Annotated in this window: 19 protein-coding genes and 2 pseudogenes; 14 read left to right on the forward strand and 7 right to left on the reverse strand. The window is 39.4% G+C overall.

All coding sequences use genetic code 11. The features are described 5' to 3' along the window. Positions 1-112 precede the first annotated feature (112 nt). The 5 genes and pseudogenes from FGG79_RS17320 to FGG79_RS22195 form a co-directional block, all read left to right on the forward strand. Entirely contained in the window at positions 113-1,354 is a 1,242-nt protein-coding gene (locus FGG79_RS17320; RefSeq protein WP_138780655.1) for a S1C family serine protease, read from the forward strand. A 120-nt stretch (positions 1,355-1,474) separates the two neighbouring features. Continuing rightward, entirely contained in the window at positions 1,475-1,633 is a 159-nt protein-coding gene (locus FGG79_RS17325) for a CxxH/CxxC protein (RefSeq protein ID WP_138780657.1), read from the forward strand. 94 nt (positions 1,634-1,727) lie between these two features. Further along, positions 1,728-2,207 (forward strand): 23S rRNA (pseudouridine(1915)-N(3))-methyltransferase RlmH, encoded by a 480-nt coding sequence (gene rlmH / locus FGG79_RS17330; RefSeq protein WP_138780659.1) that lies wholly within the window; start codon positions 1,728-1,730, stop codon positions 2,205-2,207. Between the two features lie 90 nt (positions 2,208-2,297). Then, the gene (locus FGG79_RS17335) at positions 2,298-4,361 is read left to right on the forward strand and encodes an AAA family ATPase (RefSeq protein WP_171050989.1); all 2,064 of its coding nucleotides are present in this window, start codon (positions 2,298-2,300) and stop codon (positions 4,359-4,361) included. A 125-nt stretch (positions 4,362-4,486) separates the two neighbouring features. After that, positions 4,487-4,642, forward strand: a pseudogene (locus tag FGG79_RS22195) (DUF4385 family protein); the annotation flags it as partial. Between the two features lie 116 nt (positions 4,643-4,758). Here FGG79_RS22195 and FGG79_RS17345 read toward each other — a convergent pair. Both FGG79_RS17345 and FGG79_RS17350 read right to left on the reverse strand, forming a co-directional pair. Next, entirely contained in the window at positions 4,759-5,064 is a 306-nt protein-coding gene (locus tag FGG79_RS17345) for a nucleotide pyrophosphohydrolase (protein ID WP_138780662.1), read from the reverse strand. Beyond that, complete coding sequence (locus tag FGG79_RS17350) at positions 5,057-6,706, reverse strand: DUF2075 domain-containing protein (RefSeq protein ID WP_138780664.1); 1,650 nt, start codon at positions 6,704-6,706, stop codon at positions 5,057-5,059. The genes FGG79_RS17345 and FGG79_RS17350 overlap by 8 nt, the downstream gene beginning before the upstream one ends. A gap of 392 nt (positions 6,707-7,098) precedes the next feature. Here FGG79_RS17350 and FGG79_RS17355 point away from each other — a divergent pair, with 392 nt between their 5' ends. After that, complete coding sequence (locus FGG79_RS17355) at positions 7,099-8,346, forward strand: TerD family protein (RefSeq protein ID WP_138780667.1); 1,248 nt, start codon at positions 7,099-7,101, stop codon at positions 8,344-8,346. Positions 8,347-8,558: 212 nt separating this feature from the next. Here the strand turns inward: FGG79_RS17355 and FGG79_RS17360 are convergent, their stop codons facing one another. Further along, positions 8,559-9,560 carry a tRNA dihydrouridine synthase gene (locus tag FGG79_RS17360; RefSeq protein ID WP_138780669.1) on the reverse strand — a complete coding sequence of 334 codons (1,002 nt, stop codon included), beginning with the start codon at positions 9,558-9,560 and terminating at the stop codon, positions 8,559-8,561. A gap of 359 nt (positions 9,561-9,919) precedes the next feature. On the opposite strand from FGG79_RS17360, the gene yiaA reads away from it, so the two are divergent. Beyond that, complete coding sequence (yiaA, locus tag FGG79_RS17365) at positions 9,920-10,390, forward strand: inner membrane protein YiaA (RefSeq protein ID WP_138780670.1); 471 nt, start codon at positions 9,920-9,922, stop codon at positions 10,388-10,390. Between the two features lie 101 nt (positions 10,391-10,491). Here yiaA and FGG79_RS17370 read toward each other — a convergent pair whose 3' ends face one another. From FGG79_RS17370 to FGG79_RS17380, 3 genes are all read right to left on the reverse strand, one after another. Then, on the reverse strand, positions 10,492-11,682 hold the full coding sequence (locus FGG79_RS17370; protein WP_138780672.1) for an MFS transporter: 1,191 nt from the start codon (positions 11,680-11,682) through the stop codon (positions 10,492-10,494). A gap of 195 nt (positions 11,683-11,877) precedes the next feature. Next, a complete protein-coding gene (locus FGG79_RS17375) occupies positions 11,878-12,639 on the reverse strand; it encodes a sulfotransferase family protein (protein WP_138780675.1) in 762 nt (253 codons plus the stop codon). Between the two features lie 181 nt (positions 12,640-12,820). After that, positions 12,821-14,311, reverse strand: a complete 1,491-nt coding sequence (locus FGG79_RS17380) for a L,D-transpeptidase (RefSeq protein ID WP_138780677.1) — start codon at positions 14,309-14,311, stop codon at positions 12,821-12,823. 79 nt (positions 14,312-14,390) lie between these two features. Between FGG79_RS17380 and FGG79_RS22200 the strand changes: the two genes are divergently transcribed. The 3 genes and pseudogenes from FGG79_RS22200 to FGG79_RS17390 all read left to right on the forward strand — a co-directional run bounded on the left by FGG79_RS22200 (position 14,391) and on the right by FGG79_RS17390 (position 16,142). After that, the gene (locus FGG79_RS22200) at positions 14,391-14,558 is read left to right on the forward strand and encodes a hypothetical protein (protein WP_240794320.1); all 168 of its coding nucleotides are present in this window, start codon (positions 14,391-14,393) and stop codon (positions 14,556-14,558) included. Continuing rightward, complete coding sequence (locus tag FGG79_RS17385) at positions 14,543-14,845, forward strand: hypothetical protein (RefSeq protein ID WP_240794321.1); 303 nt, start codon at positions 14,543-14,545, stop codon at positions 14,843-14,845. Before FGG79_RS22200 ends, FGG79_RS17385 begins: the two co-directional genes overlap by 16 nt. A 290-nt stretch (positions 14,846-15,135) precedes the next feature. Next, a pseudogene (locus FGG79_RS17390) lies at positions 15,136-16,142 on the forward strand (NADP-dependent oxidoreductase). A gap of 52 nt (positions 16,143-16,194) precedes the next feature. Here the strand turns inward: FGG79_RS17390 and FGG79_RS17395 are convergent. After that, on the reverse strand, positions 16,195-17,070 hold the full coding sequence (locus tag FGG79_RS17395; RefSeq protein ID WP_138780679.1) for a LysR family transcriptional regulator: 876 nt from the start codon (positions 17,068-17,070) through the stop codon (positions 16,195-16,197). Between the two features lie 193 nt (positions 17,071-17,263). Between FGG79_RS17395 and FGG79_RS17400 the strand changes: the two genes are divergently transcribed. The 4 genes from FGG79_RS17400 (at position 17,264) to FGG79_RS17415 (ending at position 21,831) form a co-directional block, all read left to right on the forward strand. Then, entirely contained in the window at positions 17,264-18,547 is a 1,284-nt protein-coding gene (locus FGG79_RS17400) for a GntP family permease (protein ID WP_138780681.1), read from the forward strand. Between the two features lie 21 nt (positions 18,548-18,568). Continuing rightward, a complete protein-coding gene (locus FGG79_RS17405) occupies positions 18,569-19,345 on the forward strand; it encodes a 3-hydroxybutyrate dehydrogenase (RefSeq protein WP_138780683.1) in 777 nt (258 codons plus the stop codon). A 707-nt stretch (positions 19,346-20,052) separates the two neighbouring features. Next, positions 20,053-21,228, forward strand: coding sequence for a ParM/StbA family protein (locus FGG79_RS17410; RefSeq protein ID WP_138780685.1), 1,176 nt, complete (start codon positions 20,053-20,055; stop codon positions 21,226-21,228). Between the two features lie 9 nt (positions 21,229-21,237). Further along, positions 21,238-21,831 carry an uL1 family ribosomal protein gene (locus FGG79_RS17415; RefSeq protein ID WP_138780687.1) on the forward strand — a complete coding sequence of 198 codons (594 nt, stop codon included), beginning with the start codon at positions 21,238-21,240 and terminating at the stop codon, positions 21,829-21,831. Positions 21,832-22,072: the final 241 nt, after the last annotated feature.

Here is a 22,072-nt window from a genome sequence, read left to right on the forward strand (position 1 = left end):
ACATTATGAATTTCTTACCTTTTTTTCATCGTTTTTTAATTTAGGCTGATTATAATCAGGCTTGTAAAGATAAAATAACAAAAGGAATAGCTTGTAGAAAGGATGAAGTTATATGGGATATTATGATGATGATCATAATTCTGAAGGCAGAAGCAGGCAGAAGGGAAATCGGGGAGGAATGTTTCTGGCAGGGCTATTAGGAGTAGTTCTTGGGGCTATTCTTGTCATCGTCGCCGTTCCTCAGCTGACGAACTTTGATATATTACCTTACTCCAATCAACCGGATGAAAACCTGAAAGAAACGGATCAGGCATATCACAATGGAACCACTCAGAATGTTTCTGTGGATGTGACGACGGATGTGACGAAAGCTGTTGAGAAAACAGGTGATTCTGTTGTCGGGATTACAAATATCCAGTCCCAAAGCTTCTGGGGACAAGGCGGAGGACAAACTCAGGACCAACAAGCAGGAACAGGGTCAGGTGTCATGTATAAAAAAGAAGGTAAAACAGTCTATATCGTGACGAATAATCACGTGGTCGAAAATGCTGATCAACTGGAAGTCACCCTTGCAGATGGTACGAAGGTGCCTGCTAAGCTAAAAGGTACTGACGTTTGGACAGACTTGGCTGTAATCGAGATCGACGGCAGTAAAGTCAAGAGTGATGATCTTGCCGAGTTCGGGAATTCGGATAAGCTAAAGGCGGGAGAACCGGTCATTGCCATCGGTAACCCACTTGGGATGCAATTTTCCGGTTCGGTTACACAAGGGGTCGTTTCTGGAGTAGAGCGGACGATTCCTGTTGATATTAATCAGGATGGTATGGAAGATTGGAATGCGGAAGTACTGCAAACTGATGCAGCTATAAACCCGGGTAATAGCGGTGGAGCTCTCATCAATATTTCTGGACAGCTGATTGGTATCAATTCCATGAAAATCGCTCAGGAAGCTGTAGAAGGGATTGGACTTGCCATCCCGATTAACTATGCTCAACCGATTATTGAGGACCTTGAGCAATATGGTGAAGTCAAACGTCCTGCAATGGGTGTGACGTTAGAAGATGTGAATCAGATTTCTGCCTATCACCAACAGGAAACCTTAAAGCTTCCGAAAGAAATCAATTATGGTGTCATGATCAGACAAACCGTTCCAAATTCTCCTGCAGCACAAGCTGGCTTGCAAGAGCTTGATGTTATCACAGAGCTCGATGGAGAGAAGATTGAGAATGTCATCGATTTAAGAAAGCATCTTTATAATACCAAAGAAGTAAACGATCAAATGAAAGTCACGATCTATCGAAATGGTAAAAAGAAGGAAGTTACCATGAAGTTAACAGATGAATCTCGAATATAGAATGTGGATAAACGAAAAGCAGGAAGGCCATGTGCCCTTTCTTGCTTTTTCTTTACATGATATGATAATTGTGGATAAGTATATAAACAACATTTTGAAGAATGGTTAGGAGGAAACGACATGATTTTTTGCTGCTTAGAGCATGTGGAATTAGCTATGGATATTGTCGTAGATGAGCATGAGGTAGCGCCTCAACTAACAGAGCTTTCTGAAGATAAGAAGTTATCCACAACCTGTGAATATTGTGGGAATAATGCAATATATATAGTGGCGAACTAATATTCCCATACCATATGCGGAAGTGGTTTGTGGATATGTGGATAATTTCTGTGGATAACATGTTTGTAAATAGTTTGTAAAGTGAGTGTGGATAGTGAACATTACCATTGTAACGGTTGGTAAATTAAAAGAAAAATATTTAAAGCAGGGAATCGGTGAATATGTAAAGCGTCTCGGTGCCTATGCAAAACTGGATATTATTGAGCTTGCTGATGAAAAAGCACCTGAAGTACTGAGCGATTCTGAAATGGAACAAGTGAAGAACAAAGAAGGGGAACGAATCCTTGCGAAGCTATCCCCTGATCAACATGTCATTGCACTGGCCATTCAAGGAAAAATGCGTTCTTCTGAGGAGCTCGCTGATAACCTGGACAAGCTTGCAACATACGGAAAGAGTAAAGTGGCGTTTGTGATAGGTGGATCACTCGGTTTGAGTGATGATGTGATCAAACGGTCGGATGAGACGCTTTCGTTTTCGAAAATGACATTTCCCCATCAGTTGATGAGATTGATTTTGGTGGAGCAGATTTATCGGGCGTTTCGGATTAATCGGGGGGAACCGTATCATAAGTAAAATAGATAATTCATTCTACATTGTAGTTGTTAATATAAATTAGTATAGTATTGACATGGAATTATTTTACTAATCGAGGGTGGTGAGCAAGTGATCATAGGTGTATTTATTAATGGATTTAAATCATATTCACAAGCGACATACGTCCCTATTTGTGACCATGATAAGAACAATTTCACAACAATAATTGGGCAAAATGGTGTAGGGAAAAGTGCAATTTTAGAGGCGTTAAATTTTTATTTTAGACAATCCCCTTGGAATGAAAACAAGGGTGAGAAAGCAGGTAAAAGTAAAGATGATAAGTTTATTACTCCTGTATTTTTAGTTGAAAAAAAATCTATTAATCGCTGGTTAGAAACAAATCCAGACTTTAAAAGAAAAGCAAGAGAAATTATTAGTGACTTGAAAGAAATAAATAGTTTTTTATGGGAGAAATCAGACGAATATTTTAAAGGTGGAGCTAGAAAAGAACATACAGAGGATTTTATTAGGTACAAGAATAGGTTAATTGCTTATAAAGATTCACACTACTTGTTAACTATTGGAAAAAATAGTGAGTTTAAAACAGTTACAAATCCTTTTGCAGCTGCATTTAAGGAAGTAAATGTTGACAGAATCAACTCAATTTTGGAAGAGTTCTACAATTACATATATATTCCAACTGATCAGGTTGCTCATGAAACACTTAAAATTGAGAGTATTCAAATGCAAAAGATAATGAATAGAAATGTAGTAAATAAAATTGAGGAATTTTTAAATAAGAGACTTAAAATAGAAAAGAAAACGAAATCCTTTCTTGATCATATCAATGATGAGTTAAAGGAGTTTGTCGCTGATATAAACGGTATTATTAGAAAAGTAGATGATTCCTACGAATTTAAAGCAAGGCCTAATCAAAAGCAAAATATTAGGCCATCAGATATAGTAGATAATATTTTAAATGCTTATTTCACTAAAAGACCTTTAAAAATTGCTCAAAAAGAAGTGGAACATTTAAGTTCAGGTGAACAAAGAAGGGCAATGATCGATGTGATCTATTTTTTTTTAATTAATAGAGGAATAGAAGAGAAGATTTATGGAAGAAATATAATATTAGCAATTGATGAACCAGAAGTATCTCAAGATATTAAACATTGCTATGAACAATTTGAAAGGTTAGAAAAAATAGCAAATGACTTAGGGAACCAAGTTATTCTTACCACACATTGGTATGGGATTTTACCAGTAATTGAGGCAGGCACACTCGTTCATATCTCTGCTAATAGTAAGTTTGATAGCTTTGATTTTTTTGATTACCTAGATAAGGCAAAACACTTTCCTGAAGAAATACAAATGAAAAGTATATACGAGTTGGTTATTAGTTTAAGGAATTATTTAAGAGTTGAACAAAATAAACACTTGATAATTTGTGAGGGTGGGACAGATAAAAGATATTTAGAAACTTTAATTGACTCAAGTAAAGTTAGAATAATTTCAGTTGGTGGTATTGATAATGTAAGAGATGTATATAATCTTCTTGTGATGGGTCAAAAATATGAAAATAATGGTGAGAATAAAAAGAAAGTTTTATGCTTGACGGATACAGATAATAACGCCAGAGATAACACAAGCTTAATTAAAGATCCTTCCGGTAAAATACAACTAAGAAGGCTTCAAATTAACAACTCAAAAGACGAATTGAACTTAATAAATTTTACTGATAATAGAACAGAAGTAGAACATTCAATAACTAGAATTGAAGATGTTCTACACGTTGAAACATGGATAGAAGTAATTGAAGAAATTCTAGAGGATGAGAATATTGAATTTAATGGTTATCGTTTACTTGAAAATAGAAAATTCAGTAAATTAAGGGGGGATAAAAGTATATTATTCGCAGAAACCCCAGATGCGAGTGAGAATAAAGAGGAATTAATAAAATTACTTGAGTCTCATAAAGGAAAAATGTCGAAACAATATATTAAGTGTTTTAACGGAAAAATTTCAATAGGTGAGTTAAAAGAGGTACCACCTATTTTTAGCTTGCTGAATGAATTTTTTAAAGAAAATGTGTTAATCGATTATCAATCAACTAAAGGCAAAATGGCTTCAATTAAAAGATTGCATAATGTATTAAAAGAGATAAAAATACCTGATTTAGCTTTAACACGATGAATCTTATAAGCGTTTATTCATAAAATGTAAGAACAAACCTTATAGTCAGTGTTAATAGTTATTAAATTAGGTTCTCTAAGTAATCTAGCTATAAAGGGACCAGCCGCTAGACGAACTACAAAGGCTGGAAGAAATATGATGAGAATGACAACACAAACGAAAGACAGAAAAATCCGCTCATGGTAGAATCAGCGGCCATCTTTATGGAAAAGTGGAAGCTTGCTCGCGATGATAATGATTATCTTAAGCGGAAAAAAGAGCATCAGAGAGAATATGGCTAAATACGCATGCCTCAACGTTTGCAACCTGCTTAATTCATGCAGGTTGCAATATTGATTAAAGTTGAAATCATAGTAGATATAGGTTCATGAAAGTACATTAAGAAGAATCATAGTAACTACTGGCCAACCGGATACTTCCGCCCATTCTTCACCATCTTCTCCTCAACAATCTCTTTCACATCCAACCCAAGCTCCGAACAGAACATAAATGAATAGATCAACACATCGGCGATTTCTTCCTTGATGTTTTCATGATTTGCTTTGACGGCTTCTTCGCTACTGACCCATTGAAAGTCTTCTAGGAGTTCAGCTGCTTCGATGGAGATGGAGATGGCCAGGTCCTTTGGATTATGATGCTTCCCCCAGTTGCGATCATCCCTGAATTTGTTTATTGCATTGATTAAGCCTTGAATTTCACTCATTATTTTTTCCCCTTTCCATTTCGATTAGCTTTGCTCTTAGTTTAAGATCGGTGGCATAGATATATAGGCCATGGATGCCCCTTTTCATTAGAACGTTGATGGAGTTTAATATGATATCTTTTTTTACTTGTTGGTTCTTTTCAGGTGATAAGTCGGTTCGTGAAATAAAAGCACCTGTGTCTTTGTATTTAGAAGGATCAATGACCAGTTCTTCCTTTTCTTCATCATAACTAACGCACGGGCCGAGAACGACGCCAACGTAGTTTAGGTCAAATCCTTGAACAGTATAGATCGATCCAACTTCTTTGATGGAACCTGGATTTTCTGCCCACGTGAGGTTGGAATGTGTTGAATTCCAGGGCATATTGATTCCTTCTTCATCGACAATGTAAGTCTGTTTGTCTTTTTTATGTAAATAATCAAATGTCGAGACGATGCGAGATAGTCCGACTTCATCGTTTTTATTTTCAATTGCTGCTTTAAAGGTTACTGCATCCTCGAATATTTTAAGCTGAAATGAAGGGTCCTTTTCTGCGGGAAAAGGAAGAACTCTTTTTGCGACAAAGTGATCGATCCATTTGATTGTTTCTAGATTTGCGTTCATTCTCATTTGGTCGGTCAACCTTACCGTTTTAGCGCTATACTGACGGGTAATTTCCTCGAGCAATCGATGATCCCAGTAGCTTTTGATTTTCAAGACTTGTTTGGGATCAAAGATGACGATCGTGATTTTACTCCGTTTAATAATCTCGTCTAGTTGATTTTGGTAACGGAAATTGTTGTAGGAGTCTTCCTTTGTCAAAAGCAGATGAGCTTCATCTATTAATACGATGTCAGCTATTACTCCCGTCTTGGTCTTCCCATTGATAAATGGGGTCGGTTTCATAAGATTTTTCTTCTTCAGATTCGGTAAGCTATTGGCGATACTTTTATATGTTTTCAGCATTTCCCCATGATTCACAAGTAAGTAATTATCAGTATGGTGTAAAGAGGAACTGTCATCCTTAGCTAAATCCTGAATCGTGTTAAAGAGGGAACTTAGCAAGACACTTTTTCCCGTCCCTGCATCCCCTTCAATGGAAATGACATGGTTGCCCGGTTTTTGTATATGTTTTTTACAAAAATCGAGGATCTCATCCTTAATCTCAAGTTGCTGAATTGAGAGTTCCTTATACGGAGAAAGCTTATAAATATCTTTATTTCTAAGATTTTCAAGAGTATCCCTTACGATATTCTCTTTACGGAGGTTCTCCCATATCGATTCAAACAGTTCTTCATTATAGAAAGGTTTCTGATAGTAGTTATGCATCTCCCTGGAGCTTGTTTGACTTATGTTTTGCAGCTGGTAGTGGTTATCGGCGATAAAATAATTAATCAGATTAGACTCAATATTGTAAGATGCTGATTGATTAAACTTTTCATGCCCAATTAAAATAGTGCGATTTAATTTTTTTCGTCTAGTATCCTCTAAATGATTTTTTAACCGCCTCGTAACTTGAACCGTTTGTCCGATATACGCAGACGGCCTCTTCTTATCATTATAAAGAATATAAACAATAGGATAGTTATTTAGGTGCAAGGTTTTTATTTTATTGATACTCTCATGATTTAATTCTTTCTTTTCAAAAACAAGTTCATTCATTTAGGCAGCCTCTGTACTTACGATTTTAAAATAATAGTATCATAGATTCGAGAGTGTTTTTATCAATTTTTGGATATTAATTGTTATCTATTGTATATTGAATAAGGATATTCATTCAAATTTATGGTTACACACAAAGGGAAAAGCTTAGTAAAGTAGCTAAAGACTTGAAGATCCCTCTTACTTCAAAGAAGAAAAAGAGTGAATCAGCGAAGGTTTCAAAGAAACACGAAGACTAGAAACACTCTTAATGATTGAGAACACCTATGATAATTTGAAGAATTGTAAATACAAAGATTGAATTTAATTAGGATAAGACCCCATTTTCGGTTGAACCGAATCACAAGTAAATGAGGTTTGATAAATAGATAGAAGATTAGGGAGTGGTTTAAATGAATCAATTTCTTCAGATGGGAGCAAATACAGTTTTAAGTTCCCCCAATGGGAATGTTACTGTTAGCTATGAAATTTCTAATTCGATAGATATTTCCTTAACAGCATTCCTTTTAACTGATTCGGAAAAGGTACAAGGAGATAGTGGGATTATATTTTATAATCAACCAAAGAGCTCTTCTGGTGTAGCTAGCCTTATACCATCTGAGAAAGTTGGTAATACCAAAGTACATAAAATTAATTTTGACATGAGTAAAGTCCCTGAAGGCATTACTAAAATTGCTATAACTCTTACAGAGGATAATAGCACGGGATTTTCATGTATAAAGAATTTAAAGGCCGAGATATGCACAGATCATTCTACTATTCAGTTAACTCCATCTAATTTCACAAATGAAAATGGAATTGTAGTATTAGAATTATATCTAAGGAATGGTCAGACAAAGGCAAAATCAATCTGGCGTGGATTTGATTCTGGGCTAGAGGGATTATGTAAAAATTATGGCGTAGAGGTTGAATCTAATGAGCAAAATAAGCCTTCTGAACCTAAAACGATTCAAAAACAAACCCCAAAAGAACCTGATAAGATTCTAACTGTTTCTGAAAATAAGAATAGGCAAAACACGTTATCAACAATAAGCCTTGAAAAGGTAAAGGGTAAGATAAGTCTAGACAAAGGTCAAAAGCCAGTTATCATTGAAAAAACGCCAGAAATCACTGCTACGGTATCTTGGAAGACTGGGACAGATTATGATATATATGCATTAGTCTATACAAAGAAAGGTAAGCAGATAGATGTAGCTATGTTTGGGGCGAAAGGAACTCCTCCCCTTAAAAGTTTTGGCAACGGAGCAGTGGAACATATGGGGGATGTTAGGGGATATAATCATTCAACTAAGAAAGAAGAAATAAAATTAAGGTTAAATAATGATATTCTTGCAGTTGTGCCTGTAGTTTATTCTGCTCAGTCAAATGGTGCAGGTTCATTCTACAGATACAAGGTGTCTATGAGTATAGATAATCATAATGGAACCTCTGTTACCATATTCGCCAAGAATGCAAATAATAATGATAGAATTTATTCATGTGTGCCAGGAATACTTCATAATACGCAAGATGGAGTTATCATTAGTCCATTGGAGCTTTATAGTACTCCGAACTCAGAGAATAGACCTGTACTTAGGATGGGGTCTTCACATATGGTAGAAGTCATAATGGATAAAGGACCAAAAAATGATTACAAGTAGATTAGCATATATTAAATTTGAAAATGAAATAGATAGACAGATTATTATCTTATATAGCAGAGAAGTTTAAACAAACGTGTTCTAATGACTCGCAGCTTCAATGAATGCAATGGGATGATGGCTGCTTATTTAAAAAAGAGAGAAGAGCAACTAAACGGCTCTTCTCTCTTTTATATAAATCAAAAAATGAAATAGGTTCTAACGGAACGCTTTTACTTAGTCACAGAAAACCCTTCCTCTTCCTTCACTCCATCTTCCATTGTACACTCATCAAGCAATGCCCGAACTTCATCCGTGGTTTCTGATTCCATCAAACGATTTCTCAGCTCACCAGCTCCCCGGAATCCGCGGACGTAAATCTTAAAGAAACGTCGAAGCGGTTTGAATGGACGGGGCTCGAGTTCTTCGGAATACTTGTCATGAAGATCAAGTTGAAGTCTGAGGAGTTCAAGCAGCTCTTCACTGGTATGCTCTTTCTTCTCCTTTTCGAAAGCGAACGGGTTATGGAAGATCCCCCGCCCGATCATAAGGCCGTCGACGCCGTATTCTTCTGCAAGTTCGAGTCCCTTCTGACGGTCAGGAATGTCACCATTGATGGTGATCAATGTACCAGGGGCAATTTCGTCACGAAGTTTCATGATCTCCGGGATCAGTTCCCAGTGAGCGTCGACATCGCTCATTTCCTTTTTCGTCCGAAGGTGGATGGATAGATTGACAATATCCTGTTCTAATAGGTGCTTCAACCAGTCGTGCCATTCCTCGACTTTAGTATAACCAAGTCGGGTTTTTACACTGACGGGAAGTCCACCTGCTTTGGCTGCATGGATGATCTCTGCTGCAACATCAGGACGGCGGATCAGGCCGGATCCTTTCCCGTTCGCTGCGACATTGTGCACAGGGCAGCCCATATTGATATCGATTCCTCGAAAGCCCATTTTTGCCACACCGATACTCGTTTCACGGAAGTATTCCGGTTTGTCTCCCCAAATATGGGCGACGATCGGCTGTTCATCTTCTGTGAACGTCAGACGCCCCCGTACGCTGTCTTTTCCTTTCGGATGACAGTAGCTTTCCGTATTCGTAAATTCTGTGAAAAACACGTCAGGTCTTGCCGCTTCACTCACGACATGACGAAAAACGACATCGGTCACGGCTTCCATCGGTGCCAGAACAAAAAATGGCTTAGGCAACTCATGCCAAAAATTATCTTTCATAATATATTTAAACCCTTTCCTTAAGGAAAACATGTTCCCGAAATTAAAAAGTAAAGTCTTTTAGTCTTATCCATTCCCAGTTAGTCTGGATTCCAACCAGTATATACTTTAATAGTATTAGGTGAAAAGTGCAAGAGAACGATTCATCTTGATTTGATGGATATTCAATTCAAGATGAATAGAGGAAAAAAGATTGATCCGTCAGTAAGCTAGCGCTGCGCACACTGGGGACTGGTCTTTTTAAAAATCGATCTCTAAAAAAATAAAAAACCCACTCAAAAACTGTAAAAAATTGCTATAATGGTTCTATAGTAGCAGTGTATACAACTGCATATAGAAAGAGTAAAGGGGAGCGGTCAATGTCTGAGTTCAATGAAAACCCGTTAATGAAGAGTGATGAAAAGAAACCAAAGATCAAGGTGGAAAGAAAAGAAGGGGAACCCACTGCTGCTTTTAAAGGGGCTAGTTGGGCAGCTTTGGTGGTTGGAGCTTCCGCTTATCTGATTGGTCTGTTCAATGCGGGAATGGAGCTGAATGAGAAGGGGTATTACTTTGCTGTATTGGTATTCGGTCTGTATGCAGCTGTATCCTTGCAAAAAGCGGTACGGGACAAGGAAGAGGATATCCCTGTTTCCGGTATCTATTACGGGCTCAGCTGGTTTGCTGTGATTGTAGCCATTTCCTTGATGGCGATCGGACTTTATAACGCCGGGAGTATTATCTTAAGCGAAAAAGGATTTTATGGCATGTCATTTGTACTTAGTCTATTTGCGGCCATTACCATACAGAAAAATATTCGGGATACGCAGGTGGCAAGAGAAAGAGATTAATAATGGGGTTAGGTCCCATTTTCGGGTGGACCATCTCACAAAAAAGAAGGAGCAAAGAACATTCCAATGTTCTTTGCTCCTTCTTTTCTCATTACGCAAACTTACGCTACTGTCTCATGCTTTCGGTCCAACCGATAACTCATGACAGTCAGCAGGCTCGCACAAACTGCAACGACACCACCAACAAGCGTCACATTCATCAATGGTCCTTGATGGTATACGATCCCTCCGAGTGCCGACCCTAGGGCTATACCGACGTTGCTTGCAACGGGCATCAAGGAAGCGGCGAGTCCTGTTGCTTTTGGTTGATAGACGCCGGCAAGGTCAATCAAATAAAGCTGGGTTGACGTAGTTAGCAGGATGGCCATTAAGGACATCAAGCCAATGTTAATCAAGCCGATGATAAAGTGACCGGTCGTCCAATATAAACCGAAAAGAACGAATGCCTGTACGAGGAAGACGAAGCGAAGTCGTCCTATGGCATTGTGACTGGCAATCTTCCCGGCGAGTATGTTGCTGAAGATCGATATGAACCCGTATCCGAAGAGGATCAAGCTGATTGAGTTGCTTGGCGCACCCATCATGTTGAGAATTGGAACAAGATACGTAAATACCGCATAGGTTGCACCGAATCCAAGGGATGGAATGAAGAATGCCATCAGAATTCGTGGGTGTGTCAGTAAAGAAAATTGATCTCGCATGGAACTGCGGAATTGACTGAGCTTGCTGGGCAGATTCATGAAAGATGCGAGAAATGCTACCACACCTAGAACTGTCGTTAATAGGAATGTTGCATGCCAGTCATACCATTCAGCGATGACCGTTCCGATCGGTACTCCGATGACGTTTGCCATGGTGAACCCACCGAAAACGAATGAGATGGCAATTCCACGTTTTGTGACTGGGATGGCTTCACTGGCGATCGTCATGGCAAGTGAAATCAATACTCCGGTGACAATGGCTGTCATCATTCGAAGTGCTAGGAGTAGGACGTAACTTGTTGAAATCACGCACAGCGCATTCAGGACAATGAATGAGCCAATCAAACACAACATCCATTTCCGCTTTGGAAAGTGACTTGTTGCGGACATGACGAGGGGTGTGGCGATGGCAAACGTAATCGCAAAGGCAGAGACAAGTGTACCTGCCTTTGCATTTGTTATATGGAGACTTGAGGAAATCTCCGTTAAGATCCCGACAATGACAAATTCGCTTGTCCCGAGAACAAATGTGAGTAACGTAAGTGTGAAGATGAGAAACCAATGTTGTTTCGTTAATACAGTCTCTTGCATAAGTACCTCTTTTCTAAGATGAATATCACTATTTAATAGAATAGGCAAACAATTTAATCATCATACCATAAAACATTTTTGCAGAGTAACCTTTACAAAAATAATCACGATAGAACAGGGCAAGATGAGTCCTTGCCCTGTTCTATCGCTTATATAAAATCATTCTATTATTCATAATGATAAAAAAATGGATCTTCAATCAATCTCAAATCCCAATTCGCGGACCGATTGAATGTCTTTTTTTGTGAAAATACTTAGGTCCTCTTGTTTATATCTGTCGATGGTTTTAGGTTTGGAAATGAGGGCGGTCAGTTCATTAATATCCCTCTTTATAAGAGTAGGATCTAAGAAATTGATAAGTCTAGTAATCTCTTTGTTGGGATTTTCACAGAGCTTTTCATACCTTATGACATAAAACCTTTTTCCAAGGAGTGACTTGCCTAAATGGATGGCTCTTTGATTCGCTTTTATCCAATAGTCTAAGCTTGCTTTCGGTTGTAGAGTCTCAGACTCCGGTACGGAAATAGCAAAGAAATGTCCTAGGTGATGAGGTTGGTTTTGGTTATGGCTATAAGCCATATCGAGCCCGTTCCGGATGACGTGTATATACTTTAAATGAGGAAAATAATGACTTAAATAATCCAGATAAATATGAGTGGGCGGTTTTTTCCATCCCCAACCGATAGAATTGGGTGAATGTAATTCAAGGGAATGAAGGGTTGATTGTTCAAATTCTTTTAGTTTCTGTAAGAATAGCTCTTCTTCCATTCTAGTAAATTCTTTATACCATTCCTGTTTGAAAAATAGATTGGCGAGTGCGATGTTATCATTGGCAAAATTCGTATCGTTGCCCATGAAAAAACCGATCTGCTTCACTATTTCGGTAACAATTCTGGTGCCACTTCCACCAACCCCGCCAATTACAACCGGTCCAACCAGAGCATTTTGATTATTCATGAGAAATCCTCCTTTCAAATGAATTAATCTAGTATATGATTTTTATGAAAAAGTGCTTGTGTTTGCGTTTTATTTGAAATTTTTCGTTAATAGATTCATTCAAAGTGACATTCGATGTCTTCTTTCTAATAGGAAAAAGACCCATCTGATTAAAACGGGTCTCTTCATTTTCATCCCACTTCTACCCCGCCCATGAAAAAATCGTAGCCGTTGTCTGTTTGGTCTTCAGTTCACTATCGGGTAGAAGTTGTTCGAGGAGGCTTTGTGCTATAGGTGCGAGGCGCTCATCCTGATTCCCGTCGTGGATCTTTACCATAGCTCCTTTTGGAACGAAATCAAAAATCTCCTCTATGTCTGGGTTGACCAGGCGGATACACCCATGTGATTTGGTATTTTGGATGGAGCGTTCATCTGTTGTGCCGTGGATGGCGATGTCTCCCATGCCGAGTGCAGCTGTCCCGAAAGTGTTAGGGTGTTCTCCTAGCGGTTCCAGTACGCGATTAAAAATAGGAAACTGTCCTTCTGGAGTGGAGTCGTCCTTTCCTATTCCAATTTTTTTCGTCGAGATGATATAGGGGGAACTCTTGATAATGAGGGAGAAGGCTGCTTTGTCAATGTCTACCTGGATGGGACTGAAGGGGACCGGGGAGCGGGGGAGGGTATCAGTATGGGTGTTCGGATAAAACATGTCTGCCACCCGTGATGCGTGTGGATTGTATACCCATCCTCCCTGCCCTGAGAAAGCATCAGCAACCGAATTGGAGCCGGTTATGGCTTCGTTCGGAATGAAGCTCAGGTAATTGTCAGGATAATCCGAGGCTAGTTGTTCGATGCTATCAGGGGGAGCTCCCTTATCTTTCATATAGGCTTGCAGGGCTGTTCTAACTAAATTGGCACCGATATATTGAATGGTGTAGGGATCCTTTCTGCTTGCTTCCTGATCATCATTATTTAAAAATCGTATTTTCACCGGTTCATTCAACGTTGAATTGAATTCTGCCCTTACGAAGGAGCTCTCTTGAATCGATTCATTCTTTAACGGAAGGATTTGAAAAGAAAGCTTCGGATCGGTCGTTACAACTCCGTAGAGCAGGACATTTTTATTTTTTACATTGTTTCCTAATTGAATCGCTTTGTCATGCAGGGATTTTTCAATTTCATCTTGTGGCGTGTCAGTAGGAAAGTAAATGACATAAGGAAGGTCTTCCGTTTCATACACGACTTCCGTGCCCGTATTCCATTTTTTCACGGTAGACGAAATCATGCTGCTAAAAGGAGGGTATAAAAATAATAAGATTAATAAACAGGCATTAATGAAAAGCAGGGTAAACACCATCACCTTTACATAGAGAGGCAATGCTTTTTTGGCAGGTGCTTGTCCATTTTTGGTTGTCTGATTGAGATTGATTTGCTCTTCAAGGTGTTTATTAGCTTTTTTTGCTTTGAAATAGTAAGGGGAGTGAACATTCATTGCTTGCTGATAGTGCTTATACGCTTTTACAAATGCTCCTTTTTGTTCCCATTTTTGTCCTAGGTGATAATGGGCTTCCGGAGAAGAAGGATCGTGGTATCGAAGGATCTTTTCATAATAGTTCTCGTCATCTTTCGATAGATAGATATTTTTATGAACATTCAACAGGTTCTTTTTCAGGTGGCTTTCGAAACGGCTCATGTTTCTCCTCCTATATACAGGCTAATCTCTTTCTATATATATTTTGGAGGAGGGGAAAAAGAACAATGGAAAAGAAGGAATGGTGGCGTTTTTACTTTTGTTCGGTTGGTTTGGGTTCAATGCCGGAAGTACGTTGAGTGTGACAGATGTGAAAATCGGTCATATTGCAGTGGTAACTATGCTTTCAGCTGCGTCCGGCGGAGCATCGACCTTGTTCATGCCGTTTCAGGTATGTGGGGGGCTATAGCGGTTGGATTCTTTTCAACGGAAGGCGGACTCTTTTATAGCGGAAACTGGGAGCTCATGGGTGTCCAAGTACTAGGGTTAATCGTATTATGTGCTTGGGGATCTGGGGTGACCTGGTTAGGATTGTCTTTCATCCGACTATGGATTCCTGTCCGTTCCACTGAGGAAGAAGAAGATATGGGACTGGATATCAGTTATCATGGAGTGATGGCAGCGTATCAGGAGCATGAGTTTATTAGTTATGAAGATCAGTATGGTGAGGTTGATGAAAAAGAGGGAAAAACGTAGGTCATGATGGGAGTCATCACTTTTCATATGATTAAAAAATAAGTATCTTTTCGCAAAGATCGTTGCTTTCTAACCAAAGTTTACGAAAACAGTCAAATATAAAAACAAAGTCAACTTCATCGTTGGCTTTGTTTTAGTTGAATATCTTGATTTTACCGTTTTTATTTCCTGAAAAATACCGGCTTATCTCACACTGATGCACGATCATTGACGGAAGAGTATCCACCATACATAATATGTTCATAGGATTAAACACTTAAACGTAAATTTTTTAAATAAGGATGATCAATATGAAAGCAATGACCATAAATAAATACGGAAAAAATACGCAATTAAAGCTAACAGAGCTTCCTACACCTGAAATGGGAGAAAGGGATGTCTTGGTAGAGATTCACGCAGCAAGCATCAACCCAATCGATTTTAAAATAAGGGACGGTAAGGTGAAGATGCTATTGAACTACAAGATGCCCTTGATTCTCGGGAATGATTTTTCTGGGAAAGTTATTCAGACAGGGGCTAAGGTAAGAAAGTTTCGGATCGGGGATGAAGTGTACGGAAGACCCCGGAAGAACCGAATCGGGACATTTGCAGAATATCTGTCTGTTCAAGAGGACGATCTATCCCTGAAGCCGGGCAATCTTTCATTTGTTGAAGCGGCATCCCTTCCTCTTGTGGGTTTAACCACATGGCAGGCATTTCATGACATCCTCAAACTGAAACCGGATGAGAAAATTCTTATTCATGCAGGATCAGGTGGAGTAGGGACATTTGCCATTCAGCTTGCAAAGGAAATGGGTGCTTATGTAGCCACCACTGCAAGTGAAAAGGGATATGACTTAGTTTCCTCACTAGGAGCGGATCAAGTGATTAATTATAAGGAAGAACAGTTTGATCAGGTCCTTACCGGGTATGATGCAGTGTTTGATACGTTAGGTGGGGATACCCTCGATCGTTCCACATTCTGCGGCCTCATGGGAAAATCGTGTCTGTATCTGCCTTGCCCAACGGCAGATTTGCTGTTGATAACAATCTGGGGTTCATAAAACGTCTCTTATTTTCCGTCATTAGTAGAAACATAAGTGCTCTTGAGAAGAAGTTTAACGTAAACTATCACTTCTTATTCATGAAACCCAGCGGGGAACAGCTGACAAAAATCAAACATCTCGTGGAAAAGGGAAGCATTCGTCCCGTGATTGACAGGGTGTATCCCCTTCTGGAGGCTCAGAATGCCATTCAGTACGTTGAAACAGGAAGGGCCAAGGGTAAGGTGGTCATACAGGTGAAAAAGCCCGAATAAGGCAATGTGAGACCTGACTTATCCACTGTCAGGTCTCATTTAGTTCATTAATTTAACGTTTTTCCTGCATTTTTATAAATTCACGGACGGCATAAGAGACATATCTCCCCTTTTTTGTAATGATTCCTAGGTTCCAAGGCATGGTAGGGTTCACTATCGGAATGGATTTGACAACGTTTTGGTCCACTTTCTTTGAAATGGATTCCGGGAAGATGGAAATGCCAAGATTTTGACCAATCATTTCACTGATGAAATCCCATTGTGAACTTTCATAGGCAATTTTGGGCTGGAATGCCGCTTTTCTACATTCCTGAATAATCATATCGTGAAGGGCGAAATCTTCACTGAATAAGATGAAGTCTTCTTCTTGGAGTTCACTCATTTCCACAGCTTCTTTATTGGCCAAATGGTGAGATGAGTGGACAAATACCATCAGCTTCTCAGACAAGAATGGTACGATATCAAACTCTTCTTCATCCATTGGCAAAACGATGACCCCGAGGTCCAATAACCCGTCTCCCACATCTTGTTCTACTTTATTTGCCCCGTGTTCATTGAGCTGTATCTGAATATCTGGGTAGTCCCCCTTAAACCGTTTAATGATGCTTGGAAAAAATAAAAAACCAATCAAAGGTGGAATGCCAATCTTGATCTTCCCCCTTTTTAAGTTCATCAAGTCATATAAGTGAGTGGACAGGTGGTCAAGGGATTCTAAAATCACTTGTCCCTGCTCGTACACAATTTCTCCTGCTTCCGTCAGTTCGATTTGTCGGGATGAACGATCGATCAGCTCCATATCCAATTCCTCTTCAAGACTTTTGACCATCTTGCTCAGGGTTGGCTGGGACAGATGAAGAACGTTCGATGCTTTGGTAAAGCTTTTATATTTGGCTACTTCATTAAAGTAGGTGAGTTGTCTGATATCCATCTAGGGGCCTCCAATTTTGTTCTATAACTTTATTGCATAATACTTATAATTTAAATTCATTTTACTTATTAATTAGAGAAGAGTAAACTTTCTTACGTTAAAAAAAATTACTAGTTAAACGTTCGTAGAGAGTGGCCGGAACATGAAAGCGCACTCTCTCTTTTGTTTTTATCGTAAGAAGGGTGGAAAGAAATTGTTTAGTATTTTAATAGGCCTGGTGTTACTGATGGTCTTTGCTTACCTGGGATGGTCCATTATATGGATTGCACCCATTGTAGCGGGTATTGTCGCGTTGCTGAGTGGAATGGATCTTATGGACGCATATACCAATACATATATGTCCGGATTTGTGAATTTCGCCAAGCAATGGTTTCCGATTTTCTTATTGGGGGCTGTATTCGGTAAGCTGATGGAGGATACGGGGGCAGCAAAATCTGTCGCTTATCAAATCACCAAAATGATTGGTGAAAAACGTGCCATCCTTGGAGTGCTAGTCGCTTCAGCGGTTCTCACATATGGAGGCGTAAGTCTCTTTGTCGTTGTGTTCGCGATCTATCCGATTTCCCTGGCCTTATTTAGAAAGGCGGATATTTCAAGAAAGCTCATTGCACCGACAATCGTGCTGGGTGCTTTCACTTTCACTATGACGGCTGTGCCGGGAACACCGCAAATACAGAACTTGATTCCCATGAAGACGTTCCATACTACACCGATGGCAGGCTCATTCATGGGGATAGTGGCGTCACTTATTATGGCAGTTGGCGGATATCTTTGGCTGGTTAGCAGGCAAAGGAAAATGGCGGCCGTGGGAGACACATTTAAAGAAAGTAAACGTGCAGGATCAGACTCAAATGATGATCAGGCGTTGCCGAATTGGATAATCTCTTTATTGCCATTACTAGTGGTTGTCCTCTTATTAAACGGGATCAAATGGGATGCCATTCCTTCTTTATTAGCAGGAATCATCCTTATTCTTCTTATAAATGTTAAACGGTATAAGAAGTTTATTCCTTCTATTAATGAAGGGGCTAAAGGCTCCGTAATGGCCATCATCAATACAAGTGCAGCGGTTGGGTTCGGAGCAGTGGTGACGAGTGTTCCAGACTTTGACCGTATTACAGACATTCTGCTCGGGATTTCATCTAATCCATTAATCTCAGAATCCTTGATCGTCCAGATTCTCGCGATGATCACTGGTTCTGCTTCCGGTGGGATGGGGATCGCTATGCAGGCTCTCGGGGATACCTATTACCAATTGTCCCAGTCGACTGGTATCAGCCCAGAAGCTTTTCACCGTATGGCCTCCATTTCATCCGGGGCATCGATCCTGCCTCATAACGGTGCGTTGCTGACGCTTCTCGCCGTTACAAATGTTACGCATAAAGATTGTTATAAAGATGTGTTTGTTGTAGGTCTTGTCATTCCAACCATTGCAGTCATTGCAGGGATTATCATGGCAAGTATCGGACTTATCTAATTATTAAAGGAGTGTATTTACGTGGTCGAAAATAAAGTAGTCGTGATTACAGGTTCAGCAAGCGGTATCGGTTTTGAATTAGGGAAATCCTACGCTGAAAATGGAAGTAAAGTGGTTCTGACTGATTTGAATGCTGAAGGTGTGCAAACAGCGGCAGAAGAACTTAGAGGGCTTGGATATGAAGCGATTGGACTGAAAGCCGATGTTACAAGTGAAGAAGACATCAAAAATATGATTGATACGGCATATAAACAATATGGACGTATTGATGTATTGGTAAACAATGCCGGGTTACAACATGTTTCTCCAATTGAAGAGTTTCCAACAGCCAAATTCGAGCTCATGATTAAAATCATGCTTACGGCACCATTCATCGCCATCAAACACGTCCTTCCGATTATGAAGGAACAGAAATTTGGTCGTATTATCAATGTGTCTTCGATTAACGGGTTAGTCGGTTTTGCTGGAAAAGCTGCCTACAATAGTGCGAAACACGGTGTCATCGGACTGACAAAAGTGGCAGCCCTTGAGTCAGCGCCATTCGGTGTTACAGTGAATTCGATTTGTCCTGGTTATGTGGATACCCCTCTTGTAAGAGGGCAGTTAAAGGACATTGCCACGACACGTGATGTTCCGTTAGAAAAAGTGCTTGAAGAGGTCATTTACCCATTAGTCCCTCAAAAACGTTTGTTGGATGTAAGTGAAATTGCAGACTACGCTATGTTCTTATCCAGTGACAAAGCAAAGAGTGTAACTGGTCAAGCAGTAGTGATCGACGGCGGTTATACTGCACAATAAAATCATTTCATGTATTACTATAAGAAACCTCGGCAGGTGATTCTGTCGAGGTTTTTTTACCTCATCATTTCTTGGACAGTAGACAATCTTCTCCCTCATTCGCTACATAACGATTTTCTTTGCAGGAACTTTTCCTACCATTTTTGATTGATCATACATTAGTTGCCAAGTTATCAGTGTTTGGTAAAAATAGAGGTGAGGTGCTCAGTTTGCAACAACCTTTGTAGCACCCATTACTAGTATCCACTCACAGCTTTGATTGTATCCTTTTACGGTCAGTCAGAATGTATTTCATCTTTTTGGTGGTAATCATTTTCTTTTTGAAGAACCGGAGGGGGGATTTTGTAAGTTTACTTCTCTCATAAAATGGTAGTTTTATAGTTTTTAATCATAGTAGAATATGTGTGAATCCAAGTAAATAAATGTAAAATAACGTAAGTTTACAAAAATGTATACATGTACACAAAACAGTACACAATCGTACACAAAAATGTATACATGTGTACAAGATAGTACACGTGTTGGTATATAAGGATGTATACAATATACGTATACAACGATACGAAAATGTATACATCTTCACTCTCTTCCCTCTCCGTTATTCGATAGAAAAGTAGGATTGACCAACGACGAGAAATTGTATACTCTTGGAATAAGAGTTGAAATTTTTTGACAAATTCTTACTCATGAATGAAAGGATGATTTTAATGACTAATTCACGAATTGCAGCCATTGACGTTGGTAATGATTCTCTTAAAGGTATGTTTGGAAAAATGGACGCTGAGGTGAATATTCCTAACGTCATCGCCAGGGATATTGAGGACCGCCCTATTATTGGAATCGAGGAGTTGGATACACAGGACCCACTAGACGGTATACATATCCGTGTCCACTCCCCTACTCTTAAAGATAACAATGCAATTTACCGTGTTGGTAACCTTGCGGCGAAGAGCAATAACTCTACTGAATTGGATCCTGGCAGCAGTAAGTCAGAAGAGGACCAAACACTTATCATGTTGTTTGCGTCTATCGCTCTTGATGCAGTACGTAACGACTCAGAGTTTAAAAAGAATAATAAAGTAGTAGAAGCAAACTATACATTAGGTACTGGTCTTCCACTACGAGAAGTAAAAGAAGGGAAAGACGTAGGGTATCGCTCCCGATTACTGGGATCTGTTCACCAAGTTGAGTTCCTTGTCACTCCTCGCTATCAAGGCATCAAAGTTAACATTAAATTTGATGAAGTAAAGGTTTACCCTGAAGGATTTGCAGCTTTCATCAATCTTGTTATGGATAATAACTTAAATATCATTAATAAAGATCTGATCGATAAACGTATATTAATTCAAGACATCGGAGGATTATCAACCGATATCGCAGTCATTAAGGATCGAAAAGTAGACGATGATAAGGCTCAAGGATTTAATCTCGGAGTTTCTGAATCTCTTGAATTGATTCGCGAAGAAATCCGCTCAAGGCACGGCATCGAGCTTGATAGTCGTCGTGATGTGGTGGAAATCATCACGAAGAAAAATGATCGTAATCATATTATGGTCAAAGGAAGTCGTACGAGCGTACATGATATCGTGGATCGTATCATGCTTGAGCTTGCTAAGAAGCAATATCGCCACCTTCGCAATATGTGGCAAAAGAATTCCCAAACGGAAATCTGCTACTTCATCGGTGGTGGAGCAAGCGTTTTGAAGGAGTATATCAAGACGCTTAATAACAATCTTGATGGGTATAATATCGATTTCTTTGAAGATGAGAAAGAAAGCATTTGGATGATGGCTAATGCCTATTACAAGCTAATTGCAGACTTCTCAAGAAAAACTCAGAAGGTTTCTCAGCAGGAAGAACAAAAATTAGCGAAAACCAAATAGGGTGATGGTATGAAAGAAAAAGGGATGTCGAGGGGACAGCCGATTACGTTTCGGCTACCTTCTGATACACCTGATCATGTATTAAAACATTTACAAAGGCTTAAGGAAACGGAAAAACGCAATTTCTCCAGTAAGATAGCAGAACTTGTATTGAATGGTGTAAATGATACAATCTCCAGGCAGCGGGAAGCGATAACGATCCCCCTTCCGAAGGGACTGGAAAAATCCCAACGTGATTGGTTGAAGCATGAACATTCAGAGGCGTTGCTTGGAAGCATAGTGTATCAATTATTATCGAATCCTGTGCGTACCGCGTCCCTCCTTGCCTCCTTAAGTAGTAATTCGTTGGATATTAATGAAGCGCTCTATCTTCAGGAAGAATCGGCTGCAAGCCATGATTCTTCGCGGGAATGGTCGATTGATCAAGTGATCGATGAAACCCCGGAAGAAGAAATCGATGAACGTTCGTACTCTACGGATGAAGAACTGGACAACTTCGACTGGGATAGTGCCATGAAACCTCAGGAAACCGAAGAGAATGAGACAAAAGAAGAATCCATGGATGATCTATTAGGAGATTTTCTGGCCCAGATGAATAAATAAAGAAGAACCTGAAGCAAGGCGCGCAGCCTAACGTTTCAGGTTCTTTTTTTTGTTAAGGTCCCAAATAAAAGCACACTTCTCATCTTTATACAACTACCTCATATAGTTGGAATTTGTAAACAATTTGTCTTATTTGCATTAAATTTTCGACCTAAAACGTGTCAAGCCATATAACTCCTAGGGAGAAATATTACAAACCAACTTCAGTCGATTAAAACATGTATAAAAAATGCCAGTTTAC

The organism is Bacillus sp. BHET2 (genome assembly GCF_005938125.1).
Classification (GTDB): Bacteria; Bacillota; Bacilli; order Bacillales; family Bacillaceae_B; genus Rossellomorea.

Excerpts from the sequence above, each read along its gene's own strand:
- FGG79_RS17320 (WP_138780655.1), top strand. The coding sequence starts at position 113 with ATGGGATATTATGATGATGATCATAATTCTGAAGGCAGAAGCAGGCAG.
- FGG79_RS17325 (WP_138780657.1), top strand. The coding sequence starts at position 1,475 with ATGATTTTTTGCTGCTTAGAGCATGTGGAATTAGCTATGGATATTGTC.
- FGG79_RS17345 (WP_138780662.1), bottom strand. The coding sequence starts at position 5,064 with ATGAGTGAAATTCAAGGCTTAATCAATGCAATAAACAAATTCAGGGAT.
- FGG79_RS17350 (WP_138780664.1), bottom strand. The coding sequence starts at position 6,706 with ATGAATGAACTTGTTTTTGAAAAGAAAGAATTAAATCATGAGAGTATC.
- FGG79_RS17355 (WP_138780667.1), top strand. The coding sequence starts at position 7,099 with ATGAATCAATTTCTTCAGATGGGAGCAAATACAGTTTTAAGTTCCCCC.
- FGG79_RS17360 (WP_138780669.1), bottom strand. The coding sequence starts at position 9,560 with ATGAAAGATAATTTTTGGCATGAGTTGCCTAAGCCATTTTTTGTTCTG.
- yiaA (WP_138780670.1), top strand. The coding sequence starts at position 9,920 with ATGTCTGAGTTCAATGAAAACCCGTTAATGAAGAGTGATGAAAAGAAA.
- FGG79_RS17370 (WP_138780672.1), bottom strand. The coding sequence starts at position 11,682 with ATGCAAGAGACTGTATTAACGAAACAACATTGGTTTCTCATCTTCACA.
- FGG79_RS17375 (WP_138780675.1), bottom strand. The coding sequence starts at position 12,639 with ATGAATAATCAAAATGCTCTGGTTGGACCGGTTGTAATTGGCGGGGTT.
- FGG79_RS17380 (WP_138780677.1), bottom strand. The coding sequence starts at position 14,311 with ATGAGCCGTTTCGAAAGCCACCTGAAAAAGAACCTGTTGAATGTTCAT.
- FGG79_RS22200 (WP_240794320.1), top strand. The coding sequence starts at position 14,391 with ATGGTGGCGTTTTTACTTTTGTTCGGTTGGTTTGGGTTCAATGCCGGA.
- FGG79_RS17385 (WP_240794321.1), top strand. The coding sequence starts at position 14,543 with ATGTGGGGGGCTATAGCGGTTGGATTCTTTTCAACGGAAGGCGGACTC.
- FGG79_RS17395 (WP_138780679.1), bottom strand. The coding sequence starts at position 17,070 with ATGGATATCAGACAACTCACCTACTTTAATGAAGTAGCCAAATATAAA.
- FGG79_RS17410 (WP_138780685.1), top strand. The coding sequence starts at position 20,053 with ATGACTAATTCACGAATTGCAGCCATTGACGTTGGTAATGATTCTCTT.
- FGG79_RS17415 (WP_138780687.1), top strand. The coding sequence starts at position 21,238 with ATGAAAGAAAAAGGGATGTCGAGGGGACAGCCGATTACGTTTCGGCTA.